Source organism: Pseudomonas sp. BJP69 (assembly GCF_007633355.1).
GTDB lineage: Bacteria > Pseudomonadota > Gammaproteobacteria > Pseudomonadales > Pseudomonadaceae > Aquipseudomonas > Aquipseudomonas juntendi.
The window spans coordinates 2,738,767-2,755,330 of the sequence record NZ_CP041933.1 but is presented as its reverse complement, the minus strand read 5'-3'; the positions used below and the strand labels follow the sequence as shown (position 1 = coordinate 2,755,330).

Sequence of the window (16,564 nt, the reverse complement as noted above, 5' to 3'; positions counted from 1 at the left end):
TGACAGCGGCTTATAGTCTGGTCAGCGGCCGTCCAGTCCGATCAGTCGTGGCCTAACATCACTTATCAGTACTTGCTGAAACGAGCTGAGAGCGTCGCAGCCTCCATGTCGACCCAAGCTTCCGGGTTTGAGGTTGACTGCACCATCATCCATGTCTCCGATTTATGTGTTCCACCCAGCCCACCGAGAAGCGCCAGCATCCTTAGGGATGATTGTTCTGCTAAAGGAGACACAGCTAAGGCATCAATGCCTCATTACGTCTTGCCGCGGTAATACACCGCCCCTTAATGATTTCGTGGGGCCGTCCCTCCGAGCGCACCCAGCTGATAGTCTGTCACCGCTTGGAACTGTTGCTCGGCAATCATCCGTAAGCGCTCCAACTCCACACCAGTGACGCCCCCGGATTGAGCCTTATGGTACCGCTTCAAAGCCTCGACGGCCTCGGTGTACATCGGATCGTCCGGCATCAACACTTTGCTGAGATCCTTCCGCTTCATTGTCATTTCGCTCACGCAGGGATAGGCAGACTGGAGTCGATGACCACGACTTGACGCTTATCGGCGGCAGGATCATCGGCTTCCCCAGGTAACCAGCTCAGCGACTCGTAGCCCATGATTTGCCCTTCGCGCACAACATCCTGGTAACACGCGATAGCGTCCTCTAACGCTGAACAGTCAGATCGCGGAATCAAAACTGGTAGGTCGGGATCATACTTGCGGAGCTCTTCAATCAAATCGCCTACGTTCACATTTTGTCCTCGAGTAGCGGCCCTTAAGCGAGCAGTGGCGGCGTCATTCAAAGGTATACGCATGAGAGCGCTCTTTTCCAGCCGTGGTAGGCTGGAAGCTGAAAACGTAGCCACCTATCGAAATATCCAAAGCCGAGACTGAAGCATGACGCTCAAAGCCTCCTTCGCCAGCGTACTACGCGCACTGCGCAGCAAGCGTAATATCACCCAGCGGGACTTTGCTGACACGACAAGCCGCACCTACCTGTCAAAGCTTGAGCTGGGTAAATCAAGCATCACGCTCGACAAGCTCGATCAGGTGAGCCGACGCCTGGAGCTTAGTCCAATTACCCTCCTCACCCTGACACTCAGCGAGGATACCGGTAAGCCTCCTTCTGAGCTGATCTCCAAGCTGCAGTTAGAGATCGAAGATTTGCAGCGGAAGGATGGCTTGCCCGGCCTTCGAGTGATCCCAGAGATTGGTCACCAAATGCGTCACGTGCCCCGTAGAGCCAGGAGCGGTCATGAGTCGAACTGCATGCAAGCAGAGCTCGCCTTCGCGGATTGATCGTCCGTATAGCCATAAGGCATGCGGAAAAAGCGCTCCGCCTTTAAGTCAAGGTGTAACGCTTAAGGCTCGCCCCTGCGGGGACAGCTGTCGTGAACCGCACCCTGGCTTCGCCAGGTTCCGGCCCTATCGGGCTTCCATCTTCTCGCCTCTGGCCCATCGTGGGCCTGCGCGCTCCGCTTGCCATTTCGCAAATCAGTGCTGTGTCTGACCCAGACTGCCGGCCTTGAGCAATTGATAGTCGATGACGGTCTGGTACAGGTGGTCAGCCTCCAAGCGGAGGCGAGCCACCTCATCAGCTGGTCGTCCTTCATCAACGGCCTTCTGGTGGGCTCGGATGGCTTCGAGGGCTTGCTGTAAGAGGGGCTCTCCGGCCTCTGCCATTCCCAGGATCGTCCTCTTCATTTTCAGCGTCCATCCTGCCGGATGGCACGGGGTATATCCAGGTACTCCATCTCGGCCTTCCAGGTCATAACGAATCTCTCAAGGTCGCGGAAACAGTGCCCGGCAGCCAGGTGCGCAAAGTCAACGCTTGCTGCCACGCGATTTCCAGGCCGCGCATTTGGCAATTAATCAGCACGTCTCGCCCCCCCCCCTCCGTTACCAACATCAGCTTACATGCCCATGTCATCATCGAGGCGATCTCCCCTCAGCTCTCTCGTGAGCTTCGTTACCGGCAGTCGGGCCAAAAGTCCATCAGCCAGTTCACTGGCGTGGCGTGAGTACAGAGTCACCGTCCCTGATACCGCCTGACGAAGGGGGACGAACGCGCCTACTCTGGTCTGGGCAATATTCAAGATATTCAGTACATGAGTGCTCAACGTAGCCGTGGACAAATGATCCACAGCCGTTCGCTGCGGAAACTCGAGGGCACCCCACAGCTCAACGACAATCTGAAGCAGTTGCTCAGGGCCGAAGTGGTTCAGGGCAATTTCCCATAGCAGGCCTTCCTGTGCGAGGGTTAGGCGATTTCTAGGCATGACGGAGATTCAAATGTGAGGCTCTTTCTGGACTGCGAATTCACTCAGCTCACCGCACAGGCGAAGCTGATCTCTCTGGCTCTTGTTGGCCAGGATGGCACGGAATTCTACGTGGAAGTGATGGACGCTTGGCGAGAAGAGGACTGCAGCGAGTTCGTGAAAGAGATCGTGCTGCCACAGCTCTGGGGTGGTGAGTATGCCGTGCCGATCATTGAGGCTAGGGCAGCGCTGCTCACCTTCTTAGCATCCTTCGAGGTTGAACTCGAGATCGTTACCGATGCCCCCGAGTACGATTGGGAGCTGTTTTGCGAGCTCGCTTACGACGCTGGTCGCTGGCCTCAAAATGTCCGAAATCGTCCGACAGATGCGACCACATTGGCTCCGACAAACGATGGGGCAAAGCTACCTCACCACGCTCTTCTCGATGCCAGGATCATTGCCGGAATGTTCACATCATGATGAGCCGCTGGATAGTCAGGTGCTCCTTGCGCATTTACACCCTGTGAAAACTCGTTTGCATTCGACGTAACCAGCCGCTTGCACTCCAACTGACCAGTCGCAAGTATGACTGTGGGCGAAAGCAGCCAGCCACGATTGGCAACTAACGACCCATAGCGGCCCTTCATCGAAGTCATGATTTGGCCAATAGCGGTCAATCGAAATGGTCATCTACAGCTTCCGCTTATGAGGACTCGGCCACGATCCACATCGAAAACCTTTCCCCGGCTTGCGCTTTGGCCCTATATTGATGTGGATTGCTGCATAAAATTGACACTCAAGGTATTTTAATGATTTTAAATACTCCAACATCCGAGGATTTTTTTAAAACAGGCAAGGAGCTGCTGTCGTTTGCCTGGGATATTGTTGCGAAGCTTCTAGTCAGCTTGAATGAGGCGGAACAATATGGAATTGATCCTTCTGAGGTTTCCGAAGAATACTGGAGCCTTTCTCAAAGACACCTAACAACGGCGCTTACGATTACTCAACAAGGCGTTGAGTTAGCAATAAAAGGTCGGATATGCGCCATTTCTCCGTACATACTAATCTCTGACTCACCATCAAAATGGCCATCACCATACAGTGGCTCGCTAGATTTCAGCATTTTCCGAACAATTGATGCGCAAGACTTAATTAAGGTGCACGATACTTTTTCAGATACGCCATTTGAAGGAGAATTTGTGGATGCCTTCAATAACCTGAGAGAAAAACGCAACACGATAATGCATTCTGTAAGTAAGTCATTGGAGGTCACATTCAATGATGTCCTGAGCACGCTATTGTTTATGCATAAAACCCTATTCCCTAATGACTCCTGGGCACGGCTAAGATTTGATGCATTAAAAAATTCGCCATCTACAGAGCTGGGCAGCAGCGAATTTATTACAAACGAAGCCTGTTTGGAGCTGTTTTACGTTATTGAGTCACTGCAGCCAGCACAAGTTAAAGAATACTTCAAGATCGACAAGAAAAAAAGGGCGTATTATTGCCCCCACTGCCACGATGAAGCAAGCCGTGACTATGGGGATTATGAGCCAAAGCTTGCCCGACTTACTACGCCTCAGGCCACCTGCAATATTCTTTATTGTCCGGTATGTGATGATGAGTACGAAGTAGAAAGAACTGACTGCACAAAAGAGTATGTTGGAGATTGCCCTGGAAACGTCATGAGCAGTTATGGATCGTGTATGACGTGTGGGCATTAGCCGATGGCGGCAGTCATTTTTCGACACCTGGCTCAGCCAGAAGCAAGACTTGCGCTGAAGATAGGCCGATATCCGCCTATCGCCATCGTCAGCTTTGGTGCGATATCAGCCTCTGCCGACAGGTAGGAGTCGGCCAGAAGCGGAGACTCTAAGGTGTCTTTACGCTTGCAGACGGCTCAAGCGCCGACCCGCTGAAACTGGCATAGTTAAGAGTGCTCGTAGGCCCTCTTATAGGATCCTGGGCCCTGCCTACAATGTGGCAGGGCCAGATCTCCGCAATTATAGAAGCTCATGCAGCCCTCAGAAAATTGGACTACTTGCCCAAAATGCGCATTCCAACTATGGAACAATTTTGTTGGCGAGAGATTTATATAGTTCCACAAAAGCAGAAAAGTGTGAGTGCTGTGCCTGAATCGAGTGCTGACCGAAGTGACGGGCTACTGGGGTTTCTAAAAGATCACCTGCTCCGTAGCCCTGCTTCAAGCGTCCATTGGCTGGTTGAAGAAAGTATAAGGCAGTATTTTTAAAATCTGCACGGCATTTTTCGGATGAATGTGCCACCCGATTTCTTATAGATGAGGCATGCCCCTAAAGCACTGATTTTGATTTTACATCACCGAACCCGTGCGAATTGAAAAGGAAATCAGCTTGATTAGTGACCCAGCTTGGGTCAGTCACCTTTAAGTAATCCTTTCTAGGATTGAACTTGGCGTTATTTGATAGTACTTGATATGCATGTTCGAGGTTCAGAGCCCTCCCATGTTTCGGTGTGGGCTGATAGCCTGCTCCAGTCTTCGCACCTGCAACGTAGCGAACCAGTACCATCTCAAGGAACTCCTCCCAAGAGGCGACCCCCCCCATAAAGGCAAGCTCCACTATTTGTCGAATATACTTAGGATGTATTCCTGCCGCACCTGCGGGGTTGTTCCACCCTTGAACTGCCTGATCTTAGTAACTAGGTCTTCTGCCGCTTGAATCTCTTTAAAAAAAGTAGTTTTGACGTGATCTACTTCAGGTGGGCGTCCGGCCATTGATTTTAATCCAAGATGTCAATGAGCCATTCACGTTATCCGGGCTTCAAAACATTGTCTAGGGTTCGCCTTTAAAATAATGCAAGAAGGGGCTATGGAGTTATGAATATGCCCACGACATGAAGCTGTCGTAGCGGGGGGAGAAACCATCTCACCAACGACTGCTACTGGCCGTTAGCTGCCGCCCACGAAGGGCAGCTTTGGGTCGTTAGCAGTCAATCGTGAATTACTGCTTGCGCCTCTTAGCCATGTGGGCGATTGGTCGTAACGATTGCAAGTGGCTGGTCACGTACATGGCAAATTTCCACCCCTTGCATGCAGGGTATCGGCCTGATGCGGGCCATCTGTTAATGACCTTTCTCTGTGGGCCCGCCTAGGGCGTGCAACTGGTAGTCGGTGACCGCCCGGAAGCGATGCTCGGCCATCAGCTTAAGCCGCTCCAGCTCCGCGCTCCAACTACCCCTTCAGCCTGGGCTTGGTGGTACAGCTTGAGTGCTTCCACAGCCTCGGTGTACAGCGGGTGGTCAGGCATGAGTACCTTGCTCAGATCTCTTTTCACGATCTATCCCTTTCGCCATAGCGATCCCACACGACGCGATGCCATCAAGGAGTGTGTTTAGCCTACCACTGCTGATCAGCCTGGACGGAGTGGGCGTACATCAATGCTTCGTCGGCGAGTTCCAACATATCAGCCAAGGTTCCTGAGTCTACGGCATGCGTATCACGTAGCGCATATGCGTGATGCACAAGCTCCCGGTGATGTTTCTTCGGCGATTGGAGCAGTGCCTGGGTGTCGTTGAGCAGCTGCCGCCACTCTTGGATCGACATTACGGGCAGATTGGTGCCTGTCATGGCAGTATTCTCTATTGCTGTATGGGCATACAGTATTCGGGAAATGCCTGGCTGCATAGGTACTGCGGACGAAATGCGTCGCCGATGGTCACAGATCAGTCGCTGGTACGAGGTACGTTTTCGCTGTGGGTGGCGATAGCTCGCCCTGATGAATTACCTGACAGCATCACCAAAGAAAAAGCCCCCGTAAGGGGGCTTTAGCAATCCATCGGTGGAGCGTGTTACTGGGCGAGCCAGCCTTCCACCACATCAGAGCCGTACTCGGCTTTCCATTCCTTGAGCAGCTTGTGATTGCCGCCCTTGGTCTTGATGATTTCGCCGTTGTGCGGATTCTTGTACTGCTTTACCTGGCGGGCACGACGTGGGGCTTTCTCTGCAACAGCAGGAGCGGCGGCGCGACGGCTAGCCTGGGGATCCAGGATGTTGATGATGTCACGCAGGCTGTACCCGTATTTGCTCAAAAGATCGCGCAGTTTGGTCTCAAATTCGATCTCCGATTGCAGCTCGGCGGAGCCTTTCATCGCTTCCAGTTCGGCCAGTTGTGCGGCCAATGTTTGCTCGAGCTTACGGAATTCTGCAAGACGGGACATAAGTGCTTCCTCAAATACCGGATGAAATTAGTCGGTTACTGTAAACCATTTTCAGCTCGCCCTACTTAAATTTTGAGTATGCACTGCCATTCTTGTTCAATTTCTAAGCAGTGGCGTTCAAGTACACGCGCCTGAATCAGCAATGCGAATAGTAGAGCCTGCCGGCGCCATGAAATAACTGCGTACCTCCCGGGGAGCATAAATGCTTGCCTCGCCGACACCGCCGCATGAACCAAGATCGATAATTTCGGGTCAGTCTGTAACGGGAGATTGCAACTGGTGGGGTGCAGCGAATGGTTTCATTTGATCTACAAAGGATGCTCATTGGCGAGTTTCCGCTGACCTTCCTCTTTGAGGTCGCTCTTCGCGTTTCAGCGGCGTTTCTAGCCGTGTTCTTCTTTCTCAAATTCAGTGGTCGACGCGGAATCAGGCAGCTGTCCCGTTTCGAGCTCGTGGTGATCCTCACCTTGGGCTCAGCCGCAGGCGATGTTACCTTTTACGAAGATGTACCCCTCCTCCCGGTCGCATTGGTTTTCCTCACGCTTTTGCTGCTCTATCGTGGAACCGTCTACATGATGAGACGCAGCAGAACATGCGAGGCCTGGATCGATGGATTACCCATCACCGTCGTAAAGGACGGCATGTACGAGATCCATTCCCTGCGAAATTTGAACATCTCGTCGAACGAGCTCTTCATGGAGCTGCGCCAACAAGGCGTGGAGCATCTCGGCCAGGTTCGACTGGGCCTATTGGAAACTGATGGCGATCTTAGTTTGTATTTCTATGGGCCAGATGACACCCGGCCAGGGTTATCAGTGCTGCCAGTCGAACATCGTCCAGAGTACCTAGCGCCGCCGAACGCTGGCCTACATTGCTGCGTCAGCTGCGGCTTCCCAGTCTTCCATGAGCCTCAGGATTCAGTCGTCTGTGAACGCTGCGGACATAACGTCTGGTCACCTGCACTGGATACCTTACGCAACCGCTAGACCACATTTTCGCCCTTGCTCTCCCACACGACGCCGTCCCACCCGGGCGGGTTTTTAGCCTACCAATGCTGATCAGCTTGGACGGAGTGGGCGTACATCAGTGCTTCGTCCACGAGCTCCAACATATCGGCCAGGGTTCCTGAGTCCACGGCATGCATATCACGTAATGCATATGCTTGGTGCAGAAGCTCTCTGTGATGTTTCTTAGGTGCAAGGAGCAGGGCCTCGGTGTCGTTGAGCAGCTGCCGCCACTCTTGGATCGACATTACCGGCAGATTGGTGCCTGTCATGGCGGTATTCTCTATTGCTGTATAGGCATACAGTATTCGGAAAATGCCTGGCTGCATAGGCAGTGCGGACGAAATGCGCCTGCGATGGGAGTCAAGGTTGGCCGAAATTGAGCAGGGCTTGCCCAGCATCCCACAAGGCCTGGTTTAGGCTTACACAGTTTGGGTTTACGCAAGCGGTACGCGAGAGCCCTCGCCCGATACTATTCACGTCCTTTTCACATGCTATGTGGGAACGTTAGCTATCCCTACGTGTGATAGAAGCTCCCTTGCCCGTCTAGCAGCGGGCTTTCTTTTGCCCGCAATTCTTCATCGACTCGGGCCATTCGTCCGTTTGGCTGTCTGCTTCATCGATCAAGGCTGTCCACTAAGGACACCAGCCAGAGCCTTTCTCATGCGACAGCTATTTCAAACGATAACCCTTCCCCTCGCCTGCACTCTTCTGTGGGCTTGCTCTGCTCACGAAACTAAGTCTCCTGTAGAAACTCCAGGTCGGCCAGAGTCGGCGAAAACCCAGTTGCTGGAAGCCGGCGCCGCGACGCTGCAGTCCAAGCCGCCCATTGAGGCCATCAATGCCTACCTGGATGGCTTTCACTTCTACAACGGGCATCCGGACGTGCAGATGGAAGCGCATCACTACTGCTCCATCGTCAACGAGGATGTCATTCAGTGTGTGATATTCGACGGCAATACCAAGAGCTCGAATATCATGGGCGTCGAGTACATCATCGACGAGAAGCTTTTTGCCAGGTTGCCACCCAAAGAGAAGGCGATGTGGCACAGCCATGGTTACGAGGTCTCCTCTGGGCAGCTGATCGCTCCAGGCATTCCTTCTCCTGCTGAGCATGCTCTGATGGAGCGCCTGGCGCATACCTATGGGAAGACATGGCACACCTGGCACACCGATCAAGACAAAGCGCTACCTGTAGGTGTGCCGCAGTTGATGATGGGTTTTACCGCAGATGGCCAGACTGACCCGGCGATGGTCGAACAGCGCAATCGGCGCCTGGGTGTGGATGCTGCAAAAAACAAAGCTGAGCGGGCTGACATTCGTATTCCTGATGCTGATCCTCAGGCGGATGGCTGGCAGCACGGTAATGTCATTCAAATCACCGATCCAACCGGTGCCCATGTACATCGCTCTTCAACAGCTACACCATCCACTACAAATAGCCGATCCAGCCAATAGCCGCCTGCATCAGCTCTGCGTGGATGGGGCCTCGGGCGTGTCCCCCTTGCGGGGGAACGGCTGTCGTGTACCGCGCCCTGGCGCAGCCAGGGTCACGGCCCTACCGGGCTTCCATCCTCACGCCTACGCCCCTCCATGGGCTTCGCGCTCCGCTTGCGGGGTCAAGTCGGAACAATTTTCATCGTGCGATATCCTGCTTGTAGCGTTCCGCGTATACCTGCATGACCATGAAAACGACGTTCGGGATCATCATGATGGTGATCATCCCCCAAAATCCGACTATCCCCCAGCCATGTAAGGCAGCGCCCAAAGCGATACCCAGCATTGAGAGCAGTACCTGCAACCCCCCGACCTTCCTTTGTCCCTTCATTCGAGTTCCTTGAGTTGACTCGTACATCATTTTTTTCGGTTACAGCCTACATATCGACCCAAGCGCAACAGCTAATCGCGGGTTAGGCCAAATGGGATTCACTTGCTGAGAAATGTCAGAGCGGTGCGGGCAAACTTCTCCGGCTGGTCAAGCATTACGAAGTGAAAACTGCCGTCAATGCGCTTTAACCGGATGTCGCGTGCTGAGGTATAGGCCTGATGGAACATCGCATCCACGCTGGATGAAGGCACGCCATACATTGGGTCATATGCGTACACGACCTCCACCGGCACGGTGATGCGGCTGAGTTCAGGTCGCAAATCGGTGACCATCAATTCATAGACAGCATCGGCCACCGTTCTGCGATCCGAGCGGATACTGTCAGCGACCAAACCTGGCCTAAACGCTTCATTTTTAACAAGCCGAGCGATGGATGCAGTTTGCATGGCTTCGTTTTGCTCAGCAGATGCAGCCATTAGCGAATCACGCATCACAGCAGCAGGCGCTGTAGCAGTTTCGGTGGTGGCCGAAGGGTCGACTAACAAGCTGTAAAAGGGAAGCGCATCAACGATCAGCAATCGGCCCACCTGATCGGGATGGCGAGCTCCAAGCATCAAAGCTGCCTCTCCTCCCAGAGAGTGACCGATGATCACCGGTGCTTGGATCCGCTGAGAGTGGATGTAGTCAGCGATCTCTTCGACCGCAGGAGCAATGACTTTCCCCTTGGTTTCGGATACGGCAGGCGACCCGGCGAAACCTGCCAGCTCAACCAGGTGAAGGCGATAGCTTTGCCTTAATTTGGGGACTAGGTCATCCCATACCTTTCGAGACGATGCCAGGCCTGGGATCAATACGACGTCCTTGCCGGAACCTTCAACCTGCACAGAAATTCGCTGCAGGCTGGAATGCTCTGCTGGCTGGGACGATAGGCCTGCTGATGCCATTACCGGCCCTGTCATCAACGAAAGCGTGGTTCCAACCATCGCCATGATTCTTCCAACGCGCATCAGACCCGCCCTTCTACGCAAAGCACTGCAAATTTTGCAGAACAATCACCTTTGAAAATAGTCGGCGTCATAGTCTCTCCTTGACCGTTGGCAAACGGACAGTATAAGGGCTTCAAAGCGCGGTGAAACCAGTAATCCGAGGTTCAGCTTGAGCCAAGGGGTGAAAAAAGTAGGCGTCCGCCCAACGCACCTTGCGTGAGCTGGGTCGGAATCCACTGACAGGTAGCAGCCCGTCCTTAGTGGCCTCGTTGCAGCACCGGCACCCTAGCGCGCCTGCGCTGCTTGTTGACGGGAATACGTTGCAGCACACTAAGCCTCCATCGTAAGGAGACGACCACGCATGAAGGATACGCCTAGCATCCCCCTGATTATCCTCGATGTTCAGGATGCTATCGATCAACCTGTTTGGAATGGTAAAAGCCACCCTGGCTATTTGTCAGTTATCCAACGCCTTCTTCGGCACTGGCGATCCAGTGGCTGGCCTGTCCTTCATGTGAAGCATGATGAAGAAAATCCCACCTCCAGCTATTACGTTCATGGCCCTTGGAATGGGATCAAGAAAGAAGTGGCACCGGTAGAGGGCGAGATTGTCATTATCAAGCATGAGAACTGCGCATTCATAGGAACCCAATTGGATGCCATTCTCAAAAATATGCAAGTAAAACGCATTGTTTTGACGGGCGTTGTGGTTCACAACAGCATGGATGCCACTATCCGGGCCGGGAAAGCGCTTGGGTACGAAATTATTCTTCCTGCGGATGCCACGACTGCTGTACCCGTAACCGGGCCGCAAGGAACGTGTTGGGACGCCTTAACCGTTTATGAGCTGGCCTTGGCCATACTGGGCACTGAATATGCCCAAGTCATGTCATCAGAGGATGTGCTCGCTCAGCTCCGCCTATGAAGCAGCGTCAGGCCTCCACTGATGCGGTAGCAAGCGCCCGACTTCACTGGCCCGCTGCGTCGGCAGCCGCATCAGAACGTCCTTTGAACAAGTTGTCCCCCAGACGGGACTCCAGTTGACGCACTGAGTAACTAACCGCTGACTGTGTAACACGAAGCTTGGCCGCCGCACGGGTAAAATGTCTTTCCTGCGCCACTGCTAGAAATACGACGAGGTCGCTGAATTTGTCGCGGGCCATTGAAGCCGGCTAATGCAGATCCCAAAATTGTGGACTCTCTGCGATGTTCGTCAACTTCAAGGCACCGTCGTCGCTAGACTGCACAGAAGCGTAGCGCCTGACACAGTGTTGTCGAGAATGCACCAATTGGGTGGATGGATAGCGCTGTACAAGCCCGGCGCATCCTGCACCGGGCATCAGCCATCATTTTTCGAGTGTTGCCGCCTGGTTGCCACCTTCTTCAGCAATTGCAGAAAGCTTATCGTCCGCTGCTTTTTCCTCGGCCAAGGTATCGCCCAGCAATGACACTGCTTCCTTCATTCCCAGGTGCTTGGCCATGGCGATCAGCGTTCCGTAGCTGGCGATCTCGTAGTGCTCCACCTTCTGGCAAGCCCCGATCAACGCTGCATCGAGCACCGCGCCTTTTTCGATTTCATCGAGTAGCTCCTTGCTCTCCTCGACCAGCCCTTCCATCGCAACGCACTTCATCCGCTTGAGCTTCAAGCCTGCCGACTCCACCAGTTGGTCGATGCGCTCGATCTGACCCTGGGTTTCGGCCAGGTGGGACGTGAAGGCGTCGGCCAACAATGGATTGGTGGCGGCCCTGGCCAACCGAGGCAGCGCCTTGGTGATCTGCTTTTCTGCGCTATACACGTCAGACAGTTCGTGGATAAACAGGTCTTCAACAGTTTTCCGTGCAGCCATTGGTTATCTCCTAGACGGTAGTGATCAGTGCAGGGTGTTACTCAGAAAAGTTTCTGGCCGCTCGACTTCCGGCGCATCGCCGGGAAGGTCGTTCGGTAGAAGCGAGCCGACTCCGAAGGTCATTACGGCCATGCGTACACGGAGAGCTCGACAGGCCAAGCGGGACTCAGCTTCAAATTCGGCCAACGCTTGACTCATGAGGTGCTCAACGCCAACCAGGCGATGTGGCGAGGCTTTCTTGCGCAGAGTGTTCATGAAGCCTCCGGCAGCTCAGTCTTTGCCATTGATCAAGCCGGAGCCAAGATCCGCTCCGGTGACCGGGTTGGTGGTTGGATCGGACATCGTCCGAAGCTTCATCGCCTCGACCGTTTCAGCCTCGGCAGGAGTCAGCGTCACCGAAGCGGTGCCATCTCCCCCATCAACAGCTGCGGATGGATTTTCCACGTACTCCCACTCGCTGCCCTCGTTCCAAGGGCCGCGCACATTGGGCTCACCGGACATGTTGAAATACTTGTTGGTGAACTCCGGCATGCCGGGGAGCTTGCCTTGGGGGAAGTTCGGCTGAATGGCGTGAAGCGCCTTCTCAAAGGAAAGCTGATGGGCGATCTCTCGCGTCATGAGGAAGCCCAGCGCCTCTTTCACGCCTGGGTCATCAGTCACGTTCATCAGACGCTCGTAGACGATCTTGGCCCGCGCTTCAGCGGCGATGTTCGAACGAAAATCTGCTGTTGGCTCGCCTATGGTATCGACATAGGCAGCGCTCCAAGGGACGCCAGCCGAATTGGTGAGCGGAGCGCCGGCACCGTACAAGATGCTGGTGATATGGGAGTCGTTGCCCGCACCATTGATCGCTCGATACAACTCACCCTCCTCTTCTACGCCCTCTGCAAGGCGACCTTTGGCCCCTTTGTTGAGCATGACGATGATGGAGCCGACGATCTCCAGGTGACTGAGCTCCTCGGTCGCGATGTCCATGAGCAGGTCTTTACGCCCCGGATCGTCTTCCGCCAACGCTTGAGTGAAATAACGGCTAGCAGCCGCCAGTTCACCTTGAGCACCACCGAATTGTTCGAGCAACAGGTTCGCCAGACCTGGATTGGGCTGCGCTACTCGCACGGTATATTGCAAGCGCTTGTTATGGATAAACATGGCTATCTCCTCGCGGCTAGTCGAACGCCCATAATTATTTGTGAACGTCGTCTATGGCTGGGAGTGAGCTCCGTCTTACATCGTGCTAACCAACGCTCAACATTCAGGACGGGCGGCCACGCAGAAATAGTTCAAAGTGATTTTCCATGCAAATAAAAATAAATAGACTCCAATAGTTAGTGCGCAACACCATTCATCGTCTGAAACGAACAGTTCCTAAAGGACGGTTTCCCAATAATTCCCTCACAAAGGATATTTGACCATGGCGACTCCAACCGAGAACTTACTGGATTGGCTGCGTGATGCTCACGCAATGGAACAGCAAGCTGAGACAATGCTGAAGGGGCAAGCAGAGCGACTTGAGCACTATCCCAAACTTCGCGAGCGAATTGTTCAGCACATTGCAGAAACCGAAGGACAGCAGCGTCGGCTAGTGGAGTGCATCGAGCGCCTTGGCGGAAGCACATCGAAACTGAAAGACATGGCCGGCAAACTCATGGCGTTTGGCCAAGCTGTTGGCGGCATGGCGATGAGCGACGAAGTGGTCAAGGGCGCCATGGCTGGCTACGTGTTCGAGAATGTAGAGATCGCTTCCTACACGGTGCTCGTAGAAGCGGCTACATTCGCGGGCGACGAGCTGACGGCAGATGCGTGCCGTTCGATCCTGAAAGAAGAGATCGCCATGGCGAAATGGCTGGGTGAGCATTTGCCAGAAATCACACAAGCCTTCCTTTCTCGTTCTGCAACTCCGGATGTTGAAGCGAAACGCTGATTTCGAAAAGGCCGTATCGCGTTGATACGGCTCATTACTTTCCGTTGGGCCTCCAATCGATATGAAAGACTTTTCCGATATCAACTGCTGCCATTCCCGCCTTAAAGGGCCGCTATGGAAGACGTTGAGCTTTAGCGTCTTACACTTCTCGATAGCCTTTACCGTCGCCTACCTACTCACCGGCTCTGTATTGACGGGCGGACTGATTGCGATCATTGAGCCGGCTTGTAATACCGTTGCCTTTTATTTCCACGAAAAGGTGTGGCAACGTCTTCAGAGCTAATAATTAACAACTTTACTGCGCGGATCACTGGCAATCCTTCTGGCCCGTCCTACACCCCAGGCCAGTGCACGGGTCATCGATTCTCCTGGCCTAGCATCAAATGCTTCTTCGTGGAGTGGCATCCCAGTGGCCGCATAGACGCCGATAAAAACCTGGGTAGCCCCGGTTCGCGACAATCTCGTCTGTACGTCAATAACCGTTCCGTTGTCCAGTGTCTCATCATGGCTACGATGGGGAAGCACAGGGTCAGCCCACTTCCAGAAAACATCACCACGTATTCGCATGTCAGCCATCCTATGACTTTAGTATCATTTAGACATCACCTGACCTTAGCGGAGCAGCCCATCAACGCGAGCGCCAATTTCCGACAACGACGCTTTTCGGACAGCCGGTAACGGTCGCCCAACTCTTCAACGTGCCATCGAGCTCCGAGCGGAAGTCGTAATGCAGCCGTGTGGCGTCATGCTTCTGGACGCAGAATTGTAAGGCCTGAATCTTCCTGCTCGACTGCTTACGATTTCCAGACGGCTCCGGTGACGCGTCGAAATCTCGCATCCGGTTGTATTTCTCAAGGCTGGAGACATGGTTAGTGGATGGCGCATCGGGCTCGATGACGGCCTTGCCCAAAATCACCTCAACGAGCGTGGCCAGGGTTTTACGCTGAGCCTTGGCTTCAGCACTGAGGATCTGTACGGCCATGGTTTCACGCAGATCTGGGAGTGCTTCGCCAGCCTCCAATGCCTCCGCTTCTGTAAGCACTTGTACCTGCGAAAGCGCCTCAGGATGTGAGGCAGCGAACACCATGTATGCCAACATCGTGTCGTCCATCGCCACGCCCCTCGTTTAATCGGCCTGGCTCTTGTGGCACGGGCTCAGATCGTTCTGATACCGGTGTGGTCAGGAATGTTCAGCTTGAAATGTGGGCGTCGCGAATGAGTTTTAAGTACCACCGGACTTGTTCGGCTGAACTTTGCCATCTGTCATGGCTTCCCCTGCATACCTATCACGGAAAAACGCCTGCAGGAGCTGACCTTATGAGAGCACTGACCTACCACGGAGCACACGACGTCAGGGTCGATAACGTTCCAGATCCCATCATCGAGCAAGAAGACGACATCATCCTCAGGGTCACCGCCACAGCCATTTGCGGCTCCGACTTGCATCTCTACCGAGGCAAAATCCCAGAAACCGAAGCCGGCGATATCTTCGGCCATGAGTTCATGGGCATCGTCGAGGACACCGGGAATGCAGTCACTAATCTCCAGATCGGCGACCGCGTGGTGATTCCCTTTGTGATCGCTTGCGGCAGCTGCTTCTTCTGTCAGCACGATCTGTTCGCTGCCTGCGAAACCACCAACACAGGTCGTGGCTCGATCATCAACAAGAAGGGCATTCCACCGGGCGCCGCTTTGTTCGGATACAGCCATCTCTATGGCGGTATCCCTGGCGGCCAAGCGGACTACGTCAGGGTGCCCAAGGGCAACGTCGGCCCGTTCAAAGTGCCCACCGCGCTGGCCGACGACAAGGTGCTGTTCCTCTCGGACATCCTGCCGACCGCTTGGCAGGCGGTCATCAATGCCGAAATAGGCCAAGGGTCATCGGTGGCGATCTACGGCGCCGGGCCGGTGGGCTTGCTGAGCGCCGCCTGTGCGCGAATGCTCGGCGCTCAGACCATCTTCATGGTCGACGACAACGATTATCGCCTGGCCTACGCACGAGAGGCCTACGGGGTCATACCGATCAACTTCGAGCAAGACGACGATCCCGCCGACAGCATCATCCGCCAGACGCCAGGCATGCGCGGCGTCGATGCGGTGATCGATGCGGTCGGTTTCGAGGCGAAAGGCAGCACTGCCGAAACGGTGATGACGGCGCTGAAGATCGAAGGCAGCAGTGGCAAGGCGCTGCGCCAGAGCATTGCTGCGGTGCGACGCGGTGGGATTGTCAGCGTTCCAGGTGTGTACGCCGGCTTCATCCACGCCTTCATGTTCGGCGATGCCTTCGACAAGGGGCTCACCTTCAAAATGGGCCAGACCCATGTGCAGAAATACTTGCCTGAACGTCTTGAACACATCGAAGCAGGTCGCCTGCAACCAGAGCTGATCGTCACCCACCGCCTGGCCCTCGAAGAAGCGGCCATGGGCTACAAGATGTTCGATCAGAAGCAGGACAACTGCCGCAAGGTCATCCTCGTGCCAGGCGCGGCAGCAGGCACCTTGGGCCCTGACTACGTGTAAGGAGGCA

At 54.3% G+C, this 16,564-nt stretch carries 23 protein-coding genes and 1 pseudogene; 9 read left to right on the top strand and 15 right to left on the bottom strand.

Translation table 11 applies throughout. The features are described from left to right. Positions 1 to 284: 284 nt before the first annotated feature. Positions 285 to 497, bottom strand: coding sequence for a hypothetical protein (locus FPB55_RS26650; RefSeq protein ID WP_104148482.1), 213 nt, complete (start codon positions 495 to 497; stop codon positions 285 to 287). An 11-nt stretch (positions 498 to 508) separates the two neighbouring features. Further along, complete coding sequence (locus FPB55_RS12775) at positions 509 to 811, bottom strand: hypothetical protein (protein WP_041505971.1); 303 nt, start codon at positions 809 to 811, stop codon at positions 509 to 511. 82 nt (positions 812 to 893) lie between these two features. Here FPB55_RS12775 and FPB55_RS12770 point away from each other — a divergent pair, with 82 nt between their 5' ends. Continuing rightward, positions 894 to 1,295, top strand: coding sequence for a helix-turn-helix transcriptional regulator (locus tag FPB55_RS12770; protein WP_029887775.1), 402 nt, complete (start codon positions 894 to 896; stop codon positions 1,293 to 1,295). Positions 1,296 to 1,490: 195 nt separating this feature from the next. Here the strand turns inward: FPB55_RS12770 and FPB55_RS12765 are convergent, their stop codons facing one another. After that, positions 1,491 to 1,700, bottom strand: a complete 210-nt coding sequence (locus FPB55_RS12765) for a hypothetical protein (RefSeq protein WP_029887776.1) — start codon at positions 1,698 to 1,700, stop codon at positions 1,491 to 1,493. Positions 1,701 to 2,290: 590 nt separating this feature from the next. Between FPB55_RS12765 and FPB55_RS12755 the strand changes: the two genes are divergently transcribed. Together FPB55_RS12755 and FPB55_RS12750 are read left to right on the top strand one after the other, a co-directional pair. Next, positions 2,291 to 2,734: a 3'-5' exoribonuclease gene (locus FPB55_RS12755; protein ID WP_041505969.1), complete on the top strand. Its 444-nt coding sequence runs from the start codon at positions 2,291 to 2,293 to the stop codon at positions 2,732 to 2,734. A gap of 296 nt (positions 2,735 to 3,030) precedes the next feature. Then, complete coding sequence (locus FPB55_RS12750; protein WP_144188280.1) at positions 3,031 to 3,978, top strand: hypothetical protein; 948 nt, start codon at positions 3,031 to 3,033, stop codon at positions 3,976 to 3,978. A 1,378-nt stretch (positions 3,979 to 5,356) separates the two neighbouring features. Here FPB55_RS12750 and FPB55_RS26645 read toward each other — a convergent pair. The 3 genes and pseudogenes from FPB55_RS26645 to FPB55_RS12735 all read right to left on the bottom strand — a co-directional run bounded on the left by FPB55_RS26645 (position 5,357) and on the right by FPB55_RS12735 (position 6,451). Further along, positions 5,357 to 5,568: pseudogene (locus tag FPB55_RS26645) on the bottom strand (hypothetical protein). Positions 5,569 to 5,630: 62 nt separating this feature from the next. Next, positions 5,631 to 5,861 carry a hypothetical protein gene (locus FPB55_RS12740; RefSeq protein WP_041505968.1) on the bottom strand — a complete coding sequence of 77 codons (231 nt, stop codon included), beginning with the start codon at positions 5,859 to 5,861 and terminating at the stop codon, positions 5,631 to 5,633. 221 nt (positions 5,862 to 6,082) lie between these two features. After that, a complete protein-coding gene (locus FPB55_RS12735) occupies positions 6,083 to 6,451 on the bottom strand; it encodes a histone-like nucleoid-structuring protein, MvaT/MvaU family (RefSeq protein ID WP_144188278.1) in 369 nt (122 codons plus the stop codon). 293 nt (positions 6,452 to 6,744) lie between these two features. Here FPB55_RS12735 and FPB55_RS12730 point away from each other — a divergent pair, with 293 nt between their 5' ends. Continuing rightward, entirely contained in the window at positions 6,745 to 7,437 is a 693-nt protein-coding gene (locus FPB55_RS12730; protein WP_041505966.1) for a YetF domain-containing protein, read from the top strand. Between the two features lie 59 nt (positions 7,438 to 7,496). Here FPB55_RS12730 and FPB55_RS26640 read toward each other — a convergent pair whose 3' ends face one another. Next, positions 7,497 to 7,856, bottom strand: a complete 360-nt coding sequence (locus FPB55_RS26640; RefSeq protein ID WP_223809589.1) for a hypothetical protein — start codon at positions 7,854 to 7,856, stop codon at positions 7,497 to 7,499. A 262-nt stretch (positions 7,857 to 8,118) separates the two neighbouring features. On the opposite strand from FPB55_RS26640, the gene FPB55_RS12720 reads away from it, so the two are divergent. After that, the gene (locus FPB55_RS12720) at positions 8,119 to 8,913 is read left to right on the top strand and encodes an OBAP family protein (RefSeq protein WP_041505965.1); all 795 of its coding nucleotides are present in this window, start codon (positions 8,119 to 8,121) and stop codon (positions 8,911 to 8,913) included. Positions 8,914 to 9,091: 178 nt separating this feature from the next. On the opposite strand, the gene FPB55_RS12715 is transcribed toward FPB55_RS12720, so the two are convergent. Both FPB55_RS12715 and FPB55_RS12710 read right to left on the bottom strand, forming a co-directional pair. Beyond that, a complete protein-coding gene (locus tag FPB55_RS12715) occupies positions 9,092 to 9,283 on the bottom strand; it encodes a hypothetical protein (RefSeq protein ID WP_029886727.1) in 192 nt (63 codons plus the stop codon). Between the two features lie 98 nt (positions 9,284 to 9,381). After that, entirely contained in the window at positions 9,382 to 10,290 is a 909-nt protein-coding gene (locus FPB55_RS12710; protein ID WP_029886728.1) for an alpha/beta hydrolase, read from the bottom strand. A gap of 340 nt (positions 10,291 to 10,630) precedes the next feature. Here FPB55_RS12710 and FPB55_RS12705 point away from each other — a divergent pair, with 340 nt between their 5' ends. Continuing rightward, positions 10,631 to 11,194 (top strand): isochorismatase family protein, encoded by a 564-nt coding sequence (locus FPB55_RS12705; protein ID WP_029886729.1) that lies wholly within the window; start codon positions 10,631 to 10,633, stop codon positions 11,192 to 11,194. 43 nt (positions 11,195 to 11,237) lie between these two features. Here FPB55_RS12705 and FPB55_RS12700 read toward each other — a convergent pair whose 3' ends face one another. The 4 genes from FPB55_RS12700 to FPB55_RS12685 form a co-directional block, all read right to left on the bottom strand. Then, positions 11,238 to 11,432 carry a LysR family transcriptional regulator gene (locus FPB55_RS12700; RefSeq protein WP_080709236.1) on the bottom strand — a complete coding sequence of 65 codons (195 nt, stop codon included), beginning with the start codon at positions 11,430 to 11,432 and terminating at the stop codon, positions 11,238 to 11,240. A gap of 183 nt (positions 11,433 to 11,615) precedes the next feature. Beyond that, positions 11,616 to 12,116 (bottom strand): ferritin-like domain-containing protein, encoded by a 501-nt coding sequence (locus FPB55_RS12695; RefSeq protein WP_009681418.1) that lies wholly within the window; start codon positions 12,114 to 12,116, stop codon positions 11,616 to 11,618. A 24-nt stretch (positions 12,117 to 12,140) separates the two neighbouring features. After that, positions 12,141 to 12,371, bottom strand: a complete 231-nt coding sequence (locus FPB55_RS12690) for a hypothetical protein (RefSeq protein WP_029886730.1) — start codon at positions 12,369 to 12,371, stop codon at positions 12,141 to 12,143. A gap of 15 nt (positions 12,372 to 12,386) precedes the next feature. Next, entirely contained in the window at positions 12,387 to 13,265 is an 879-nt protein-coding gene (locus FPB55_RS12685; RefSeq protein WP_029886731.1) for a manganese catalase family protein, read from the bottom strand. 262 nt (positions 13,266 to 13,527) lie between these two features. Between FPB55_RS12685 and FPB55_RS12680 the strand changes: the two genes are divergently transcribed. After that, entirely contained in the window at positions 13,528 to 14,037 is a 510-nt protein-coding gene (locus FPB55_RS12680; protein ID WP_029886732.1) for a DUF892 family protein, read from the top strand. A gap of 61 nt (positions 14,038 to 14,098) precedes the next feature. Beyond that, positions 14,099 to 14,320, top strand: coding sequence for a DUF2061 domain-containing protein (locus FPB55_RS12675; RefSeq protein ID WP_080709237.1), 222 nt, complete (start codon positions 14,099 to 14,101; stop codon positions 14,318 to 14,320). Here the strand turns inward: FPB55_RS12675 and FPB55_RS26635 are convergent. After that, on the bottom strand, positions 14,317 to 14,604 hold the full coding sequence (locus tag FPB55_RS26635; RefSeq protein ID WP_029886733.1) for a hypothetical protein: 288 nt from the start codon (positions 14,602 to 14,604) through the stop codon (positions 14,317 to 14,319). The two genes, FPB55_RS12675 and FPB55_RS26635, sit on opposite strands and share 4 nt — an antisense overlap. Before the next feature lie 61 nt (positions 14,605 to 14,665). Continuing rightward, positions 14,666 to 15,148: a DNA polymerase ligase N-terminal domain-containing protein gene (locus tag FPB55_RS26630; protein ID WP_029886734.1), complete on the bottom strand. Its 483-nt coding sequence runs from the start codon at positions 15,146 to 15,148 to the stop codon at positions 14,666 to 14,668. A gap of 206 nt (positions 15,149 to 15,354) precedes the next feature. Between FPB55_RS26630 and FPB55_RS12660 the strand changes: the two genes are divergently transcribed. Beyond that, the gene (locus tag FPB55_RS12660; RefSeq protein WP_029886735.1) at positions 15,355 to 16,557 is read left to right on the top strand and encodes a zinc-dependent alcohol dehydrogenase; all 1,203 of its coding nucleotides are present in this window, start codon (positions 15,355 to 15,357) and stop codon (positions 16,555 to 16,557) included. The last annotated feature ends 7 nt before the right edge of the window (positions 16,558 to 16,564 follow it).

Excerpts from the sequence above, each read along its gene's own strand:
- FPB55_RS12695 (WP_009681418.1), bottom strand. The coding sequence starts at position 12,116 with ATGGCTGCACGGAAAACTGTTGAAGACCTGTTTATCCACGAACTGTCT.
- FPB55_RS12690 (WP_029886730.1), bottom strand. The coding sequence starts at position 12,371 with ATGAACACTCTGCGCAAGAAAGCCTCGCCACATCGCCTGGTTGGCGTT.
- FPB55_RS12720 (WP_041505965.1), top strand. The coding sequence starts at position 8,119 with ATGCGACAGCTATTTCAAACGATAACCCTTCCCCTCGCCTGCACTCTT.
- FPB55_RS12735 (WP_144188278.1), bottom strand. The coding sequence starts at position 6,451 with ATGTCCCGTCTTGCAGAATTCCGTAAGCTCGAGCAAACATTGGCCGCA.
- FPB55_RS12740 (WP_041505968.1), bottom strand. The coding sequence starts at position 5,861 with ATGACAGGCACCAATCTGCCCGTAATGTCGATCCAAGAGTGGCGGCAG.
- FPB55_RS12765 (WP_029887776.1), bottom strand. The coding sequence starts at position 1,700 with ATGAAGAGGACGATCCTGGGAATGGCAGAGGCCGGAGAGCCCCTCTTA.
- FPB55_RS26635 (WP_029886733.1), bottom strand. The coding sequence starts at position 14,604 with ATGCGAATACGTGGTGATGTTTTCTGGAAGTGGGCTGACCCTGTGCTT.
- FPB55_RS12705 (WP_029886729.1), top strand. The coding sequence starts at position 10,631 with ATGAAGGATACGCCTAGCATCCCCCTGATTATCCTCGATGTTCAGGAT.
- FPB55_RS12675 (WP_080709237.1), top strand. The coding sequence starts at position 14,099 with ATGAAAGACTTTTCCGATATCAACTGCTGCCATTCCCGCCTTAAAGGG.
- FPB55_RS12680 (WP_029886732.1), top strand. The coding sequence starts at position 13,528 with ATGGCGACTCCAACCGAGAACTTACTGGATTGGCTGCGTGATGCTCAC.
- FPB55_RS26630 (WP_029886734.1), bottom strand. The coding sequence starts at position 15,148 with ATGGACGACACGATGTTGGCATACATGGTGTTCGCTGCCTCACATCCT.
- FPB55_RS12730 (WP_041505966.1), top strand. The coding sequence starts at position 6,745 with ATGGTTTCATTTGATCTACAAAGGATGCTCATTGGCGAGTTTCCGCTG.
- FPB55_RS12710 (WP_029886728.1), bottom strand. The coding sequence starts at position 10,290 with ATGCGCGTTGGAAGAATCATGGCGATGGTTGGAACCACGCTTTCGTTG.
- FPB55_RS12770 (WP_029887775.1), top strand. The coding sequence starts at position 894 with ATGACGCTCAAAGCCTCCTTCGCCAGCGTACTACGCGCACTGCGCAGC.
- FPB55_RS12700 (WP_080709236.1), bottom strand. The coding sequence starts at position 11,432 with ATGGCCCGCGACAAATTCAGCGACCTCGTCGTATTTCTAGCAGTGGCG.
- FPB55_RS26650 (WP_104148482.1), bottom strand. The coding sequence starts at position 497 with ATGAAGCGGAAGGATCTCAGCAAAGTGTTGATGCCGGACGATCCGATG.
- FPB55_RS26640 (WP_223809589.1), bottom strand. The coding sequence starts at position 7,856 with ATGCTGGGCAAGCCCTGCTCAATTTCGGCCAACCTTGACTCCCATCGC.
- FPB55_RS12775 (WP_041505971.1), bottom strand. The coding sequence starts at position 811 with ATGCGTATACCTTTGAATGACGCCGCCACTGCTCGCTTAAGGGCCGCT.
- FPB55_RS12685 (WP_029886731.1), bottom strand. The coding sequence starts at position 13,265 with ATGTTTATCCATAACAAGCGCTTGCAATATACCGTGCGAGTAGCGCAG.
- FPB55_RS12660 (WP_029886735.1), top strand. The coding sequence starts at position 15,355 with ATGAGAGCACTGACCTACCACGGAGCACACGACGTCAGGGTCGATAAC.
- FPB55_RS12715 (WP_029886727.1), bottom strand. The coding sequence starts at position 9,283 with ATGAAGGGACAAAGGAAGGTCGGGGGGTTGCAGGTACTGCTCTCAATG.